Below are 14,801 nucleotides of genomic sequence, written 5' to 3'. Positions count from 1 at the left end.
AAATAGATTATGGTTACCAATAAGAAAAAAGGCGCTACCAAAAGTGAAGTAGAAGTAGGTGAAATTGTTTCACGCTCGGAGCAGTTTATGGAAAAATATTCAAAACACCTGATGTATGGTGTGTTGGCTGTGGCCGTTGTTGTGGCAATTATTTTGGGAGTACACCACGGATACCTGATTCCGCGTGAGAAGAAAGCGGAAGCCGCTCTTTTCAAAGGCGAACATTACTTTTTGCGTGACTCGTTTGCGCTTGCACTGCATGGAAATGGTGTCGATTACGAAGGCTTTGAAAGTATTATCAAACAATACGGCAGTACTAAATCCGGTAATTTAGCAAAAGCCTATGCAGGAATCAGCTACTACCACCTGGGAGAAAACGACGCGGCGATAAAGAACCTGAAAGCCTTTAGTGCGAAAGACCAGATGATCTCTCCGGCTGTTTTTGGCGAGGTTGGCGATTGCTATGTGAACATGGGACAGGTGAAAGAGGGTATTTCTTATTTCGAGAAAGCAGCTAAGATGGCCGACAATAGCGTGGTTAGCCCGACCTTTTTAAAGAAAGCGGGTGCTGCTTACGAAAGCCTTGGTCAGTATAAAGAGGCGGAGAAGGTATATACCACCATCAAAGAAAAGTATTTCAATTCCATGGAAGCGGTTGATATCGATAAATATATCACGCGCGCCATCGAATTAGGCAAGTAATTATTCCAAATGAAATAAACACATTCAAGAGGATGTCTTGGTCAAAACGAGACATCCTCTTTTAAGTTAAAAGAATATGGCAACAGCATATCAAAACTTATCAGCGTATGATTTCAATAGCGTCCCGGACGCTTCAGAGATGAATGTCGGGATCGTGGTGGCGGAATGGAACCGCGCTATAACAGAGAAGCTGCTCGAAGGGGCATGCAATGTGTTGGAAAGACATGGGGTGAAGCAGAGCAATATTCTGATTGGGCGGGTGCCGGGAAGCGTCGAATTGACCTTTGGAGCGAAACGACTGGCGGAAAGCAAAGAATTGGATGCGGTGATTGTATTGGGATGCGTTGTGCGCGGCGATACCCCGCATTTTGATTATGTATGCGACAGTGTGACGCAGGGCGTGACTGAATTGAACCTGATGTATGATATCCCATTCATTTTCGGACTATTAACGACCGATAATATGCAGCAGGCCGAGGATCGTGCCGGTGGAAAGTATGGAAATAAAGGAGAAGAAGCGGCTGTAACCGCAATAAAAATGGCAGATTTTTCTTGCAAATTGCGAAATTAATCTTACCTTTGCACTGCGTTTAGAGAAACGCATTTTGGGCAGTTACCAGAGTGGCCAAATGGGGCTGACTGTAACTCAGCTGTCTTTCGACTTCGGTGGTTCGAATCCATCACTGCCCACATAAAAAAACAATTTGCGGAAGTAGCTCAGTTGATAGAGCATTAGCCTTCCAAGCTGAGGGTCGCGGGTTTGAGCCCCGTCTTCCGCTCTCGTAGAAAGGGGTTGTCCGGTTTCCGGTCGACCCCTTCTTCGTTTCTGTTCCTTTCCTCTGTTATTGCCTATTCAGAAGAAAACAACTACATTTACCACCGACTGTATATGAAATTTTTTACCGCCATCATACGATTATGAAACCAGTTAACGAATCAAACAGGCGACACGCCAACTTCCTGTTCGTCTTTTTCTTCCTGACAACCTGTTCGTTTGCCCTGACGGCGCAACAACATGTAGACAAACAACATCTTTTACGGGAAACCAGCCAAGCGTTTTTCCAAACCGAAGAGGCGCGTCGCATAGGCGATCAGCTACTCCTTTACCAACGCGCTACAGGCGGTTGGCCTAAGAATATCGATATGACCCGGGAACTGAGCGGGGAAGAACGAGAACAACTATTGAAAGAACAAGCCCGACGCGACGACTCGACCATCGACAACAATGCGACTACGATGCAAATGACTTACCTGGCACGTTTGTATCAACAAACCGGGGAAACCCGCTATCGCGATGCTTTTCGCCGAGGGATCGATTACCTGTTAAACGGTCAGTACGATAATGGCGGATGGCCTCAGTTCTGGCCGGAGACACGTGGCTACCAGGTAGCTATCACCTACAACGATGACGCTATTGTGAACATCCTTTTCCTCTTTCGCGATATGATGAACAGACAATCGCCTTACGAAGGCAATCTGGTAGACGAGGAGCTATCCCAGCGGCTATCGGACTCCTTCAACCGAGCCATTAGCTGCATCCTGAAAACACAGATTATCGTAGACGGGCAACCCACCATCTGGTGTCAGCAGCACGACCGTGAGACCTTGTTGCCGACGTATGCGCGCAGCTATGAACTCCCCTCCTATTGCTCGCAAGAGAGTGCCGCCATTGTCGATCTACTGATGAGCCTCCCCCATCCGGACGCATCGGTCAAAAAAGCAATTACCGGAGCCATGAAATGGTTTGACACCTACAAACTGACAGGTCTGCGTTACGAACGAGGTGTGATGATCGATGGAGAACGGACAGTTCGTTTAGTCGAAGACCCGGAGGCCGATCCGATATGGGCACGGTTTTACGATCTGGAAAAGGGCGAACCTTTTGTTTGCGACCGCGACGGCATACCTCGAAAGCATCTGGAGGAGATTGGCTCCGAACGCCGTAATGGGTATAGTTGGTACAATAACCGACCGGCCAAACTCTATCCCCTTTACGACAAATGGCGTGTGCAATACGACTGGGAAGACTAACTCCAAATCACCCTGATGGGGAATGATCATAAAAAAATCCCGGGGTTTCCTCCGGGATTTCTTATTATATAGCTATTCTATCATCTTATTGAATGCCTTTTTCGCGCAAACGTTTTTGCCAGCTCCAGGCAGTGATTAGGGTATCTTCAACCGTTTCCTTGGCTGTCCAACCCAATACGTTGTTGGCATGTTCGGGGTTTGCCCACACTTTTTCGATATCACCTTCACGGCGGCCTACGATCTTGTAGGGGACCTTTACGCCCGTTCCGGCTTCAAACGCATGGAGCAGTTCCAAAACCGAAACGCCACGACCTGTTCCCAGGTTGAATACTTCCAGTTTGTCTTCCGATTTATTCTCCAACATGCGATCCATAGCGATCACGTGCGCCTTCGCCAGGTCGACCACATTGATATAGTCGCGGATACAAGAACCGTCAGGTGTGTTGTAATCGTCGCCGAATACGCTTAATTCCTGGCGGATTCCCATGGCAGTTTGTGTCACGAATGGCACCAGGTTTTGTGGTACGCCGTTCGGCAACTCGCCGATCTCTGCCGACGGATGTGCTCCGATCGGGTTGAAATAGCGAAGGATAATGCTCTTGAAGGGCAGATTCGCGTAGATAGCATCGCGGATAATCTCTTCGTTGATCTGCTTGGTGTTTCCGTAAGGCGACAGAGCCGGCTTAATAGGAGCATCTTCTGTTACAGGAAGAATATCAGGCTGTCCGTAAACCGTACAAGAGGAAGAGAATACAATTCCCTTGATATCAAACTCAGGCATCAGATCCAATAGGTTGATCAGGGTCACGATGTTGTTACGGTAATAAAGCAATGGCTTATGTACAGACTCGCCTACTGCTTTGCTGGCTGCGAAATGAATAATACCCTGGATGCCCGGGTTCGATTTCAATACATCACGTAGCCCCTCTTTGTTATTCAAGTCAAGTTTGGCAAATACAGGACGAATACCGGTAATCTTTTCAATACCATCCAACACTTCGATGTTGGAGTTCGACAGGTTGTCGATAATAATCACTTCGTACCCTGCCTGCTGCAACTCCACTACGGTGTGTGATCCGATGTAACCGGTTCCTCCTGTCACTAAAATTTTTTTCTTCATTTTGGTTGTTGTTTATGAAAGTCCTTACTGTCGTTTAGACAATACCGGAGAAACCCATAAACGCCATAGCCAACAAGCCGGCTGTAATCAAGGCGATAGGTATACCTTTCAGTCCCTTTGGCAAACGGGTCATTTCCAGTTGTTCTCTAATACCTGCAAAGATAATCAAAGCTAACGCAAATCCAATGGCTGTCGAGGCTGCATATACAATTGCCTGCAACAAATTATAGTCCTTCTGGATCACCAGGATAGCGACCCCAAGCACACAGCAGTTGGTGGTTATCAAGGGCAGAAACACACCCAACGCCTGGTAAAGAGCGGGTGAAACTTTTTTCAAAACAATTTCCATCAATTGCACCAAAGCGGCAATCACCAGAATGAAAGCGATTGTTTGCATATACCCCAGGCCATAGGCATCCAATACATACTTTTGTATCAGGAAGGTCACCAAGGTGGCTATCGTCAAGACAAAGGTCACAGCGGCTCCCATACCGGCGGCCGTGCTCACTTTCTTTGACACGCCTAAGAAGGGGCAGATACCGAGGAACTGGGCCAGTACCACATTATTAACAAAAACCGCGGCAATAAATATCAATATATATTCCATAACAGATCTGTTTCAGTATTACACTTTACGAATTTTATTCACAAGAGCGATCAGGTAGCCCAAAGCGATAAACGCACCCGGAGCCAATACAAATATCAACGCTCCGTATTCTTCCGGCACCAGGGTAAAGCTAAAGAGCTTACCGGTTCCCAATAATTCGCGAATAGCTCCCAGCAGGGTCAGAGCTAATGTAAAGCCAAGCCCCATTCCGATTCCGTCTAAGGTAGAGGAGAATACCGATTTCTTAGCCGCGAAGGCTTCGGCACGCCCCAGGATAACACAGTTCACAACGATCAACGGAATAAAGATACCCAAGCTCGCATACAGGGAAGGCACGTAGGCCTCCATACACATCTGCAATACGGTCACGAAGGTGGCGATCACCACAATGTAGGCAGGGATACGCACCTGATCCGGGATCAGGTTCTTCAGAGCCGATATAACCGTATTGGTACAGATCAATACAAAGGTGGTTGCCAGTCCCATACCCAACCCGTTGATAGCGGAAGAGGTCGTCCCCAGGGTGGGACACATCCCTAACAGCAATACAAAAATCGGGTTCTCTCGGAGAATTCCGTTTGTTAATATCTTTACTTTATTATTCATTTTCGCCTCCTTCCTCGGTTGTTTCAGTTGCTTCTGTTGCTTCGGTGGTCGCGTCAGTCGTTGCTGACGTAGCACCTGTCGCGGCATCGGTTCCTCTATAAGCGCTGTATGCCCGGTTTATGGTCTGCAAAAAGGCTCGGCTGGTAATGGTCGATGCCGTAATAGCGTCCACATTGCCACCATCTTTCGTCACCGACAGATTGCCATCTGCCAGGGAACGCCCGATCACACTTTGTTTGTTCTTATCCGTACGGAACCACTCCTGCATTTTCGATCCGAGTCCCGGAGTCTCCGCATGTTGCAATACCGAATAGTTCAATAATTTTCCGTCTGCATCGAATCCGACGATCACGCGGATCTCACCGCTGAATCCATTCATCGTAAAGCTTTCCACGGCTACGCCGACAGACTGTCCGCCTTTGGTGGCTGGATAGATCAATAGCGAATCACCATCGGAGGTAACCGCTTTGTAGGCTTCAGCCAGCGGGCTGTTGTCGAAATCGGGTGTCACTTCTTTGATTGCATTCTCCAAAGCAGCCGCTTTCGAGAGGGCAATCGGTCCGGATGTCTGCTGATTGACCGTTGCCAGTATACCTGCCGCGCACACACAAATAATGGTAAGCGACAAGAGCATATTAGGTAATGTAGATTTCAGTTTGGCCATCGTTACTTTCCTCCGAAATGTTTAGGTTTGACATAGCTGTTGATCAATGGCGTAAAGGCATTCATGATCAGTATCGCGAACGACATGCCTTCGGGATAGGAGCCGAAAAGACGGATCACGGTGGTTAACAGGCCGATCCCAACACCATAGATAAGCATTCCTTTCTTACTCATTGGCGAGGTGACATAATCCGTTGCCATAAAGATCGCCCCCAACAGTAATCCACCGGACAGCAGATGAACCACGGGATTGGCATATTCGGCCGGATTCACGGCATGAAGGATACCGGTAAACAGGAAGACCGTTGCCAGGATAGACACCGGAATATGCCAGGAGATAATGCGGCGCACCCACATAAAGATCAACCCCAATAACAGGGCAATGGCGCCAATTTCCCCCAGGCTACCTCCTCGTTCGCCGATCAGCATCTGCGTATAAGTAGGCAGGTCGCCGCTTCCGCTCTTAAGCATGGTCAGAATGGTTGCTCCGGTTTCCACGTCGGTGTAGTTCATCGACATCACCTCCGGAACAGGCCAGGTAGTCATCTGCGCCGGAAAAGAGATCAACAGGAACACACGTCCTACCAAAGCGGGGTTGAAAATATTGTTTCCCAATCCTCCGAACGACATCTTACCGATGCCTATCGCCGCCAGCGCACCGATCACGATGATCCAGACCGGGAGGTTGGAAGGAAGATTAAAGGCTAATAAGAGACCTGTTAACAAAGCTGATCCGTCCCAAAGGGTCGGTTCTTTTTTCATCAGGAACTTCTGGATCAGAAATTCAAACAACATACAGGAAACGACAGAGACAAGCGTTACGACCAACGCGCCCACCCCAAAGAAATAGAGCGACACGAGAAAAGCCGGAACCAAGGCGATCAGCACCCCGTACATGTTTTTGCTGACACTATCCCCACCATGAATGTGAGGCGATGGTGAAACGTATAGATTCATCTTTTAATTATGAATTATGAATTATAAATTATGAATTGAAAATCGCTTAGCAAAGCGTAAAGCCATTATCAATTGTCAATTATCAATTATCCACTGCGTTCACGCTTTGCGCGAACGCATGATTCCCATTACCTTTCCTTTACCCAAACGGATCTGATCCAATAGCGGACGATTCGATGGGCAGGTGTAGGAGCAAGAGCCGCACTCGATACAATCGGCAATGTGGTTCTTCTCAGCCAGATCCCAATTGGTAAACTCCGTCGACGTCATCAACAATGTCGGATTCAATCCCATCGGACACACATTCACGCATTTCGTACAACGGATACAAGGCATCACCGGTTTGCGTTTCGCCTCTTCTTCGGTTATCAACAGGACGCCGGAGCTTCCTTTGGTCACCGGCACCTCCGGGCTGGCCAACGCCTTACCCATCATCGGACCTCCACCGATTATCTTTCCTGTATGCTCGGGCAATCCGCCGGCCGCATCAATCAATGCTTGGATGGAAGTGCCGATACGCACCTTGAAGTTTCCGGGGTTAGCCACCTCTTTGCCGGTGACGGTCACGATCCGTTCAAACAGCGGTTTATTCTTCACCACCGCTTCATAAACGGCAAAAGCAGTTCCCACATTCTGCACCACAGCCCCTACCGAAATAGGCAATGCGCCGCTCTTCACCTGACGCCGCAATACCGCATCGATCAACTGCTTCTCACCCCCCTGCGGATACTGCACCTTAAGCGGCATCACTTCAATCCCATGGTAGTTGGATTGCAGATGTTGCAGGTGCGCAATGGCATCCTTTTTATTGTTTTCAATACCGATTACGGCTTTCTTCACATGCACCGCTTTCATCAACAGGCTGATGCCCGTCATGATCTCATTCCCCTTTTCCATCATCAGCGAATGGTCGGCTGTCAGGTATGGCTCACACTCAGCGGCATTGATTATCAGTATCTCCGCCGTATTGCCCGGAGGAGGAGTCAGTTTCACCTGTGTCGGGAATGTAGCACCGCCTAAACCGACGATGCCGGCATCCGTGATTTTCTGGATAATCTCCTTCGAGGTCAGGTCGAAGGCTTTCACAAAGCCCTCCTGCCGGTCAATGGCCTCTTCCCATTCGTCGCCTTCCACATCGATGAAGACAGCCGGGCGGCGATAACCGCTCGCATCCAGGACGTTGTCGATTTTGTTCACCTTTCCGGATACGGAAGAGTGAATATTGGCCGATACAAACCCATTTGCCTGACCGATCAAAGAGCCTACCTTCACCTCGTCGCCTTTTTTTACAACGGCTACGGCGGGAGCACCAATATGCTGGCTCAACGGAATAATAACCTGCTTGGGTAAAGCCAACGACTGAATGGCTTTTCCGGCAGACAATTTATTTTCAGGGGGATGTATACCTCCGATACGAAATGTCTTTAGCATACTTATGTAATTATATTGTTTTTTCTACTACAGGAGTCCCTTCTATTTCCGGCGCTTTCTCCTTACGCGGAGGGAAATTCAACTCATGGATAGCTCCGGTAGGACATACCGGCACACATTTGCGGCAAAGGCGGCATTTGGTGTAATCGATATACGCCAGGTTGTTTTCCAGGGTGATCGCTTCAAAAGCACACTCTTTCACACACTTACCGCAACCGATACAGGCATTACCACAGGCTTTGCGGGCAGGAGCGCCCTTATCCTTATTGACGCAGCTCACAAAAATACGGCGCGATTTCGGTCCTTTCTTCCGCAATTCGATGATGCTTTTCGGACAGGCCTTCACACAAGCGCCGCATGAGGTACATTTCTCTTCGTCGACCTCGGGCAACATCGTCTCCGGATTGATATGGATCGCGTCGAAATCGCAGACCGTCACGCAATCGCCAAAACCATGACACCCGAACGAACAGCCGGTCTCACCGCCATAGAGGGCAGAGGCTATCGCACAACTCCGGGTTCCGTCGTACTGGTTCTGACGCGGACGCGCCGCACAGGTTCCGTTACACCGGACTACGGCCACCATCGGTTCGGCCATATCCACCTCTTTCCCCAGAATGGTTGATACCTGCGACATCACATCGGCTCCCCCTACCGGACAGAACAATCCGTCCATCGTGTCGGCACCGACACAGGCCGTGGCAAATCCGGCACAACCCGGAAATCCGCAGGCACCGCAATTCGCACCCGGAAGCGCCTCCTGTACCTGAGCGATACGTGGGTCTTCATACACCTCAAACTTTTTGGATGCCGCATACAAAAAGACGGCTCCAATAGCTCCCATAAGTCCTAATGAAATAATGGCAATAACTATCATGATATATTATTCGGTTTTTCTAATGTGAATACAAAATGGCGTTTCAATTTGGCACGCATAAAATAGAGTATAATATAATAAGGTATAAGAAATAAAATCCCTGCCAGGCCGCTTGTTGTTTCGTCGATGCCCACTTGGAGGCAAAGGGCGACAGCCAGTATAAGCAAAACAACCGGTATGCCGAATGCCAATAAAACAGCCTGTAATCCAAGCGATGTCTGCCCTATAATGGCCACCTCGTCGTCGACCTGAAACTGTCCCGTCCGATCGGTCACCTCAATCACCTTCTCTTTGCTCTCCGAAGCTCCGCACATACCGCGCGCGTGACATCCGGCGCATGCTGACTGTTGAAGAATACGAACGTAGAAAATATCCCCTTCCCGGCGCTCTATGATTCCGTTGTGACGTATCGTGTTATCCATGATTGCAAACTCGACTTAGCAAAATCAGCGCAAAAGTACATATATTTTTTAAACTTCTACCATTCGCCCCTCAAATTCTTACCATTTATAAGTTAAGCCAAAAGTGAGTTGTTCCTTGACTTGGAAATAACTGTCGAAATCATCTTTTTTGGCCACTCCGTCATCGTAGCGGAGATAGAAATTGATATTGGTGCTCAGATAGCGGTTGATCGCCATCTGCAGGCGGTTTTCAGACTCCACGATCACCCGCTCGTAGGTCGTATTATACTTGAAACGCGAATAGAGGGTTATATTCCGGGTCATAGTGAAATTCAGTACACCTTCAATATTAGAACCGAAAGTCTGGTAGGTATTGTCGAAAATCTTTTTATTGGGATCATTCGGATCCGGTATTTTGGGGAAACCGTAACGTCCCAGATCGATATTGTTCCTGGTTGCGCTATACCAGAACCCATACGAAAACGGATCCAGGTTAAGCGATAGTTTCAATTTTTTGTGTTTGTCGGTAAACTTTTTGTCTAAATTATATTTCATCCCCACCCCGAACGAAATAGTCATCGGCGAGGCAAAAGAGGCCAATAATTGATCTTTGTTCTCAATATAGTTGTCAAACAACAGGGTATGAAACTCTACACTTGCCGAATAATCCCATTTGCTGAAAGCCTTATACCCGAAGTTGCTGCGTAGTTTCAGGGAGTTATCACCCAATTTGTAATTGCGCAGGGTATCTTTGGGTGCATTGTTTACGCTTATTTTCAATTCCAATAGATTGCTCAGGCTTACCTTGTCTTTCTTATAATCGTAGTTGATAATATTCAAGGTATTGATAGTTAGGTTGCCGACCCCTCCCTGGTGCCAGTTAGGCGAGATATAGAGTTGCGAAAAATGAATCGAACTCTGAAAAGCAGAGGTCCAATACCGCCGGTTCGGAATAAAGCGTATCAGTGTATCCGGTTCGGCAGGAGGCAACTCTTTTTTAACCAGTATAGGCGCATCTGTGTACAGATCCCGGATATCCTTGATGATAGGTGTTTTCACCAGTATATCATCCGGCAAGTCCCTGGCCGAATATTTGAAATACCTCAGGTGGTTTTTTACCATATACTTGTATAAGTCATTTTTTGTTTTCTGCCGCAAAGCATATTTCGGATAAAACTCCGCCGGAGGAGGTGCTAACCGTTCGTAGGCATCTTTCTGTTCCGGTTTGGCCACGAGCTGCGAAAGGGAGTCGATCGGAATATGGATTCCCCTGAAAACCAAAGGAAGCATCAAATGGCTTACGAAAATCGTATCCTTAAACGTATAATGTTCCGGCACATAATGCGCCGGATCGAAAACCTGCTCGATGATCCGCTTGGCTTCCGGCGACATGTCCAGTTTGTCTTTTTGCATAAAGCGCAACAACGCATCCGGCTTCCGGTAAGGTGTTGTGTAGCCGGTGTTCAGGCGCTCAAACTGTCCGCGCAAATCGATCCTGGGGTCCAGATCCTCTTCCACAATCTGTATGGGTCGAATGGTGTCTCTCGCCGTTTCCTGCGCAGGCTGGTTTATCGGCACGACAGGTATCCTTGTGTTTTGTGCATAGGCATCTGTTAAAGCGCAATACCCAAACAAAATAAAACAGCATATGTGTTTTGGGAGTTTCATATCTATCGTTTATTATCCGTTTCGGTGGCAACAGGCAAAATTATTGAAAAAGAATGAAAGATACTAAGAAGCTGTTTGAATTTTATGAAATAGTTTATTTTTACTTACTGTTGGGCTTCTTCAGCCTCCTTTTCCGCTTATCTGTACCTTTGCTTTTAGTCACATAGCTCGCTATGCTCCCAAAAGCAAAGGCACAACTAAGCGAAAAATGAGACTAAATAAGCTCCAAATAAAATTCAAAACAGCTTCTAATTCTTTCGTTCCCCATTTCATCTTCCGATATACTTTACCCTTTTTTGTACGGCGAAAATAAGCCGGAAGGAGCCTCCCCACTACCTCAAGTAGAGAACCCACCCCCCCCCCTTCCGGCATCTGGTCAATTATCCATTATCAATTATCAATTATCCATTATCAATTATCAATTATCCACCCATCTTCACCCATCCCAATAGATCCAACAGATCCGCCGGAGTGATGCGCCGGGTCTTCCGGTATTGCAAGAGGGTACTGATCTTCCAGCGCGAACCGGTAAATAATAACAGGCTGAATGCCAGGAGGCGGCGCCCCGCTTTGCGCTCTTCTTTTTGCTCCAATAGGGCAAACAGCAGCAACATCGTCCATTCGGGATCTTCCAGGGGAATCAATAATTCGCCCCAGGCGCTCTCCCGGCGCAGGAAATCAAGGAATCGTTGCAAGTCGTTTTCTAAGAAGCGGATCAGAAACTGCCGGTAGGCCGCGTTGCATGTTTTCCATTCCGCCTGCGCCACCTGGTAAACCAGCCTGATCGCCTCGTCTCTTTCTGTTTCGGGAAGTGTTGCCGTGATTTGGTAAAAGCTTTTCACACTAAGCGAGCGGCCGTTGAACAGCCTTTTCAGTTTTTTGTAATACATAATAGGTCTTGGCGGGGCTTGATTAGGGTTCCCCTACCGACCCCTCTGCCCACCGGCAACAAACAGGACGTCTGTCACAACGGCGGGCGCTATCATCCGGCAAGAGGAGATGGGTAACTCCCTTGCGGTATAGCGCACGAAAAATGAACTGTGATTACACAGAATACAAGATGGACTATGATTAGATCTTTTCTGATTTTTTTTGATTGATCTGATTGGCTATAAAAACAATCAGGAAAATCTTTTTTAATCAATAGAAATCAAATCATAGTCCATCCTGTATGCTGTGTAATCACAGTTAAAAAAACAACAGCCCAAACGGCTTGGAGTAAAGGGTAGAGATTGTTGGCCGCTTGGTGCTGTTGGATAGTTAGTGCCTGGTTAAAAATATGAGGGTTTTGCCACCGCTTACCAGGCGGTGAAATATCACAAGAAAAATTATTCTATTTCGAAATCCCCCGATAACTGCCCGTGATAATGGCTGAGAAACAGCCGGTAGTTCCCGGGCACATAGGGTATTATAATCGTTTTACAGGTGCCGGGTACTTCGATGGAAATAGTCTCCCGGCGAACAATTGCGCCGTTTTCGTCGCAAACGGTCACCAGAAGATCGTCCAGAACGCTGTCGCAGGTGATCATAAGCAGATGGCCACCAATGTATGCTTCCGGAGGAGGAGGCACCAACGAGCGGATCATGCCGCCACCCCAATGTCCTTTGGTGACGATCTTTTTGTCTTTTCCATACACGGATACCGAGAGAATAAGCCCTAAAGCCAAAAACAAAACTGTTGTAAATACCTTTTTCATAGCTTGAAAATTATGTGTTGAGAATTTATTATACCTGCAAAAATAGGGCTCATCGCAGGTCGGAAGGAAGGGAATTCTACGCAAAAAACAGCTGTTCTACGCAAAATCCTTAACAAATGTAAAAATAGAAGACTGAGATGTAAAAGAATCTATAATTTTAAAGGGAGTCGATAAATTCTTTAAATATGATCCGGTTCGATTTGCTTTTCAGATGGCGCTCATACAACCGGTCGCGGCGGGAGGCGATGCCGGTGGGCGACATACCGGTGAAATGGGCTATTTTGGTGTTCGAAGTGATGCCGATCTTATTCAGGTAACAGAGATACCGCTCTGTTTTATCCATATCGGGGAAGGCCTTTTGCAGGCGGAAGGCAAACGAAGGGAAGATCCTGTCGACCGTTTCCTGCAGCTCTTTTTTGTCCTGGTTGGTGGGTTCCCACAGATTGCCTTGCAGGTATTTCTGTGCGATGGGCGATTTCTCCAACTCCCCGGCGCGCTGTTTTTGTATCAATACCTCTTCTAAGGTGTCGTTGTTTTCCGTTTTCAACCGGACAATCTCTTTCTCCAACTGTTTGATTTTTTTGTTGTTGCGACCGATCAACTGCTCGCTCTCCCGTGTCAGCGCGTGGATCCGGCTCTTCAGTTCCCTGTGTTTTCGTATCCGCCGCCGCAGGTAATACAATATCACGCAGCATCCGGCCAACAATAGGGCCGACAGAACCACCAGCCGGTAGTAATCCCTCTCCTGCGACAGATAGTCGATGCGCAGCTGTGCCGATTCATTTTTATGCACCTCGTAATCGTATCGATATTGCATCTCGACCAGTTGTTCCCGGTAGGTCGCCTCCATCAGCTCTTCCGCTACTTTGTCGTGCGACTCCCGAAAGCGGGCGTATGTTTCCCAGTTGCGCTGTTCGCGTGCCAATTGTGCCAGGTAGTACCAGGCCGATACCTCTGTTTCGGTAGGTGGTATCTCATCGCCCCACACACTCTCGTCTACGACCTTATGCAGCCAGTACGAAGCGGAATCGGCCTTTCCCAGGTGGCGATACAGGTTGCCGATGCTCAGGTAAACCGGCATAAGTGCGTCTGTTTCTTCCGTCACAGCCTCTACCACGGGCATAAGCTCTTGCATATGTCCGTAGGCTCGGGTGTATTCTTCCTGACAGGTGTACAGATGTATCAACTCGTTGATGATAAACAATTCTTCCTGGGGCGGAATATGAACCAGCGCCTTTTCGTAATACCAGGCAGCGCTGTCGGGGCGATCGAGCATCGAAAGCGTGCGTCCCATATCGCGGAAAATATATGACAAGCGAACAGAATCGCCCATTTCACCGAAACATCTGGCGGCCTCTTGCAACTGTGGCATCGCCTCCTGCCAGGCATCCTGGAAAATATACAACCGCGCCAGGTTGCCGTACACCATACCGGCAAACGTAAGGTGATCGGCTGCCGCGCCTGTCTGCAACGCCTTCAGGAAATAGTCCTGGCAGCGTGGGGCATCGCCCATGTCCTGGTAGACACGTCCTGCGTAGTAACAGGCCTGCATCAGCCGAAGCGGGTGATTCTTCTTTTCGTAGTAGGATAGGGCGATCCGGATGGTCGAGTCCGTCGTATGTGTAAACAGGTTTTTATCTTCCGCCTGGGTGAGTAAGATAGCCCAATCGGCCTGTTGCCGTGGCGAGAGCGACTTTGTGTCGATCTCTTCCGCCAGGATGTGTAAGGCGCTGTCGGGATGGGTCTGCATCAACGCCTCCGCCTGGTCGAGTAGGGGTTGCGCCTCCGACCTTTTCTTCCCCTGGCAGGCAACCAGAAAAAAACTATATATAATAAGGTATACCGGAACAACGATGAAAGTAGGTCTCATAGGTTAAAAATGTTTAGCAAATGATGAATCTCATGCCCTCTCCGCAAAAGTAAGATTTTTTTTCCTTAGTTTTGTGAAAACCACTTCTGAGTAGGTTAATATAAGGGTATAATAACTTTTTATTGTCTTTGTATTTAAAATGATAAGTGCTAGGAATAACTATCTAAAGCT

At 47.9% G+C, this 14,801-nt stretch carries 14 protein-coding genes, 2 tRNA genes and 1 pseudogene; 5 read left to right on the top strand and 12 right to left on the bottom strand.

The features are described 5' to 3' along the window. The first annotated feature begins 9 nt into the window (after positions 1-9). From M2137_RS00775 to pelA, 5 genes and pseudogenes are all read left to right on the top strand, one after another. Positions 10-702 carry a hypothetical protein gene (locus tag M2137_RS00775; RefSeq protein WP_280764553.1) on the top strand — a complete coding sequence of 231 codons (693 nt, stop codon included), beginning with the start codon at positions 10-12 and terminating at the stop codon, positions 700-702. Positions 703-778: 76 nt separating this feature from the next. Beyond that, the gene (gene ribH, locus M2137_RS00770) at positions 779-1,273 is read left to right on the top strand and encodes a 6,7-dimethyl-8-ribityllumazine synthase (RefSeq protein WP_280764552.1); all 495 of its coding nucleotides are present in this window, start codon (positions 779-781) and stop codon (positions 1,271-1,273) included. Between the two features lie 36 nt (positions 1,274-1,309). Continuing rightward, positions 1,310-1,392 (top strand) — tRNA-Tyr (locus M2137_RS00765). Positions 1,393-1,408: 16 nt separating this feature from the next. Next, positions 1,409-1,481 (top strand) — tRNA-Gly (locus M2137_RS00760). A 139-nt stretch (positions 1,482-1,620) separates the two neighbouring features. Then, a pseudogene (gene pelA, locus M2137_RS00755) lies at positions 1,621-2,730 on the top strand (pectate lyase); the annotation flags it as partial. An 88-nt stretch (positions 2,731-2,818) separates the two neighbouring features. On the opposite strand, the gene galE reads toward pelA, so the two are convergent. The 12 genes from galE to M2137_RS00695 all read right to left on the bottom strand — a co-directional run bounded on the left by galE (position 2,819) and on the right by M2137_RS00695 (position 14,630). Further along, entirely contained in the window at positions 2,819-3,853 is a 1,035-nt protein-coding gene (gene galE / locus M2137_RS00750) for a UDP-glucose 4-epimerase GalE (protein WP_280764551.1), read from the bottom strand. Between the two features lie 34 nt (positions 3,854-3,887). Next, entirely contained in the window at positions 3,888-4,460 is a 573-nt protein-coding gene (gene rsxA, locus M2137_RS00745; protein ID WP_280764550.1) for an electron transport complex subunit RsxA, read from the bottom strand. Positions 4,461-4,478: 18 nt separating this feature from the next. Beyond that, a complete protein-coding gene (locus M2137_RS00740) occupies positions 4,479-5,066 on the bottom strand; it encodes an electron transport complex subunit E (protein WP_280764549.1) in 588 nt (195 codons plus the stop codon). Continuing rightward, on the bottom strand, positions 5,059-5,730 hold the full coding sequence (locus tag M2137_RS00735) for an RnfABCDGE type electron transport complex subunit G (RefSeq protein ID WP_280764548.1): 672 nt from the start codon (positions 5,728-5,730) through the stop codon (positions 5,059-5,061). Before M2137_RS00735 ends, M2137_RS00740 begins: the two co-directional genes overlap by 8 nt. Before the next feature lie 2 nt (positions 5,731-5,732). Continuing rightward, positions 5,733-6,686, bottom strand: coding sequence for an RnfABCDGE type electron transport complex subunit D (locus tag M2137_RS00730; protein ID WP_280764547.1), 954 nt, complete (start codon positions 6,684-6,686; stop codon positions 5,733-5,735). A 99-nt stretch (positions 6,687-6,785) separates the two neighbouring features. Further along, positions 6,786-8,117: an electron transport complex subunit RsxC gene (gene rsxC / locus M2137_RS00725; protein WP_280764546.1), complete on the bottom strand. Its 1,332-nt coding sequence runs from the start codon at positions 8,115-8,117 to the stop codon at positions 6,786-6,788. A 10-nt stretch (positions 8,118-8,127) separates the two neighbouring features. Beyond that, positions 8,128-8,994 (bottom strand): Fe-S cluster domain-containing protein, encoded by an 867-nt coding sequence (locus M2137_RS00720; RefSeq protein ID WP_280764545.1) that lies wholly within the window; start codon positions 8,992-8,994, stop codon positions 8,128-8,130. Next, positions 8,991-9,416 carry a SoxR reducing system RseC family protein gene (locus M2137_RS00715; protein WP_280764544.1) on the bottom strand — a complete coding sequence of 142 codons (426 nt, stop codon included), beginning with the start codon at positions 9,414-9,416 and terminating at the stop codon, positions 8,991-8,993. The genes M2137_RS00720 and M2137_RS00715 overlap by 4 nt, the downstream gene beginning before the upstream one ends. A 78-nt stretch (positions 9,417-9,494) precedes the next feature. Next, complete coding sequence (locus M2137_RS00710) at positions 9,495-11,063, bottom strand: DUF3078 domain-containing protein (protein ID WP_280764543.1); 1,569 nt, start codon at positions 11,061-11,063, stop codon at positions 9,495-9,497. A gap of 422 nt (positions 11,064-11,485) precedes the next feature. Then, entirely contained in the window at positions 11,486-11,953 is a 468-nt protein-coding gene (locus M2137_RS00705; RefSeq protein ID WP_280764542.1) for a hypothetical protein, read from the bottom strand. A 438-nt stretch (positions 11,954-12,391) separates the two neighbouring features. Next, on the bottom strand, positions 12,392-12,760 hold the full coding sequence (locus tag M2137_RS00700; RefSeq protein ID WP_280764541.1) for a DUF3244 domain-containing protein: 369 nt from the start codon (positions 12,758-12,760) through the stop codon (positions 12,392-12,394). A 157-nt stretch (positions 12,761-12,917) separates the two neighbouring features. Further along, positions 12,918-14,630: a hypothetical protein gene (locus tag M2137_RS00695; protein ID WP_280764540.1), complete on the bottom strand. Its 1,713-nt coding sequence runs from the start codon at positions 14,628-14,630 to the stop codon at positions 12,918-12,920. Between the last annotated feature and the right edge of the window lie 171 nt (positions 14,631-14,801).

This window comes from Parabacteroides sp. PFB2-10 (assembly GCF_029893085.1).
Lineage (GTDB): Bacteria > Bacteroidota > Bacteroidia > Bacteroidales > Tannerellaceae > QVMG01.
The sequence above is the reverse complement of the archived record's forward strand: the minus strand, read 5'-3'. Positions and strand labels throughout refer to the sequence as shown.

Bases quoted from the DNA above. Each gene is read 5' to 3' on its own strand.
- M2137_RS00775 (WP_280764553.1), top strand. From the start codon at position 10: ATGGTTACCAATAAGAAAAAAGGCGCTACCAAAAGTGAAGTAGAAGTA.
- ribH (WP_280764552.1), top strand. From the start codon at position 779: ATGGCAACAGCATATCAAAACTTATCAGCGTATGATTTCAATAGCGTC.
- galE (WP_280764551.1), bottom strand. From the start codon at position 3,853: ATGAAGAAAAAAATTTTAGTGACAGGAGGAACCGGTTACATCGGATCA.
- rsxA (WP_280764550.1), bottom strand. From the start codon at position 4,460: ATGGAATATATATTGATATTTATTGCCGCGGTTTTTGTTAATAATGTG.
- M2137_RS00740 (WP_280764549.1), bottom strand. From the start codon at position 5,066: ATGAATAATAAAGTAAAGATATTAACAAACGGAATTCTCCGAGAGAAC.
- M2137_RS00735 (WP_280764548.1), bottom strand. From the start codon at position 5,730: ATGGCCAAACTGAAATCTACATTACCTAATATGCTCTTGTCGCTTACC.
- M2137_RS00730 (WP_280764547.1), bottom strand. From the start codon at position 6,686: ATGAATCTATACGTTTCACCATCGCCTCACATTCATGGTGGGGATAGT.
- rsxC (WP_280764546.1), bottom strand. From the start codon at position 8,117: ATGCTAAAGACATTTCGTATCGGAGGTATACATCCCCCTGAAAATAAA.
- M2137_RS00720 (WP_280764545.1), bottom strand. From the start codon at position 8,994: ATGATAGTTATTGCCATTATTTCATTAGGACTTATGGGAGCTATTGGA.
- M2137_RS00715 (WP_280764544.1), bottom strand. From the start codon at position 9,416: ATGGATAACACGATACGTCACAACGGAATCATAGAGCGCCGGGAAGGG.
- M2137_RS00710 (WP_280764543.1), bottom strand. From the start codon at position 11,063: ATGAAACTCCCAAAACACATATGCTGTTTTATTTTGTTTGGGTATTGC.
- M2137_RS00705 (WP_280764542.1), bottom strand. From the start codon at position 11,953: ATGTATTACAAAAAACTGAAAAGGCTGTTCAACGGCCGCTCGCTTAGT.
- M2137_RS00700 (WP_280764541.1), bottom strand. From the start codon at position 12,760: ATGAAAAAGGTATTTACAACAGTTTTGTTTTTGGCTTTAGGGCTTATT.
- M2137_RS00695 (WP_280764540.1), bottom strand. From the start codon at position 14,630: ATGAGACCTACTTTCATCGTTGTTCCGGTATACCTTATTATATATAGT.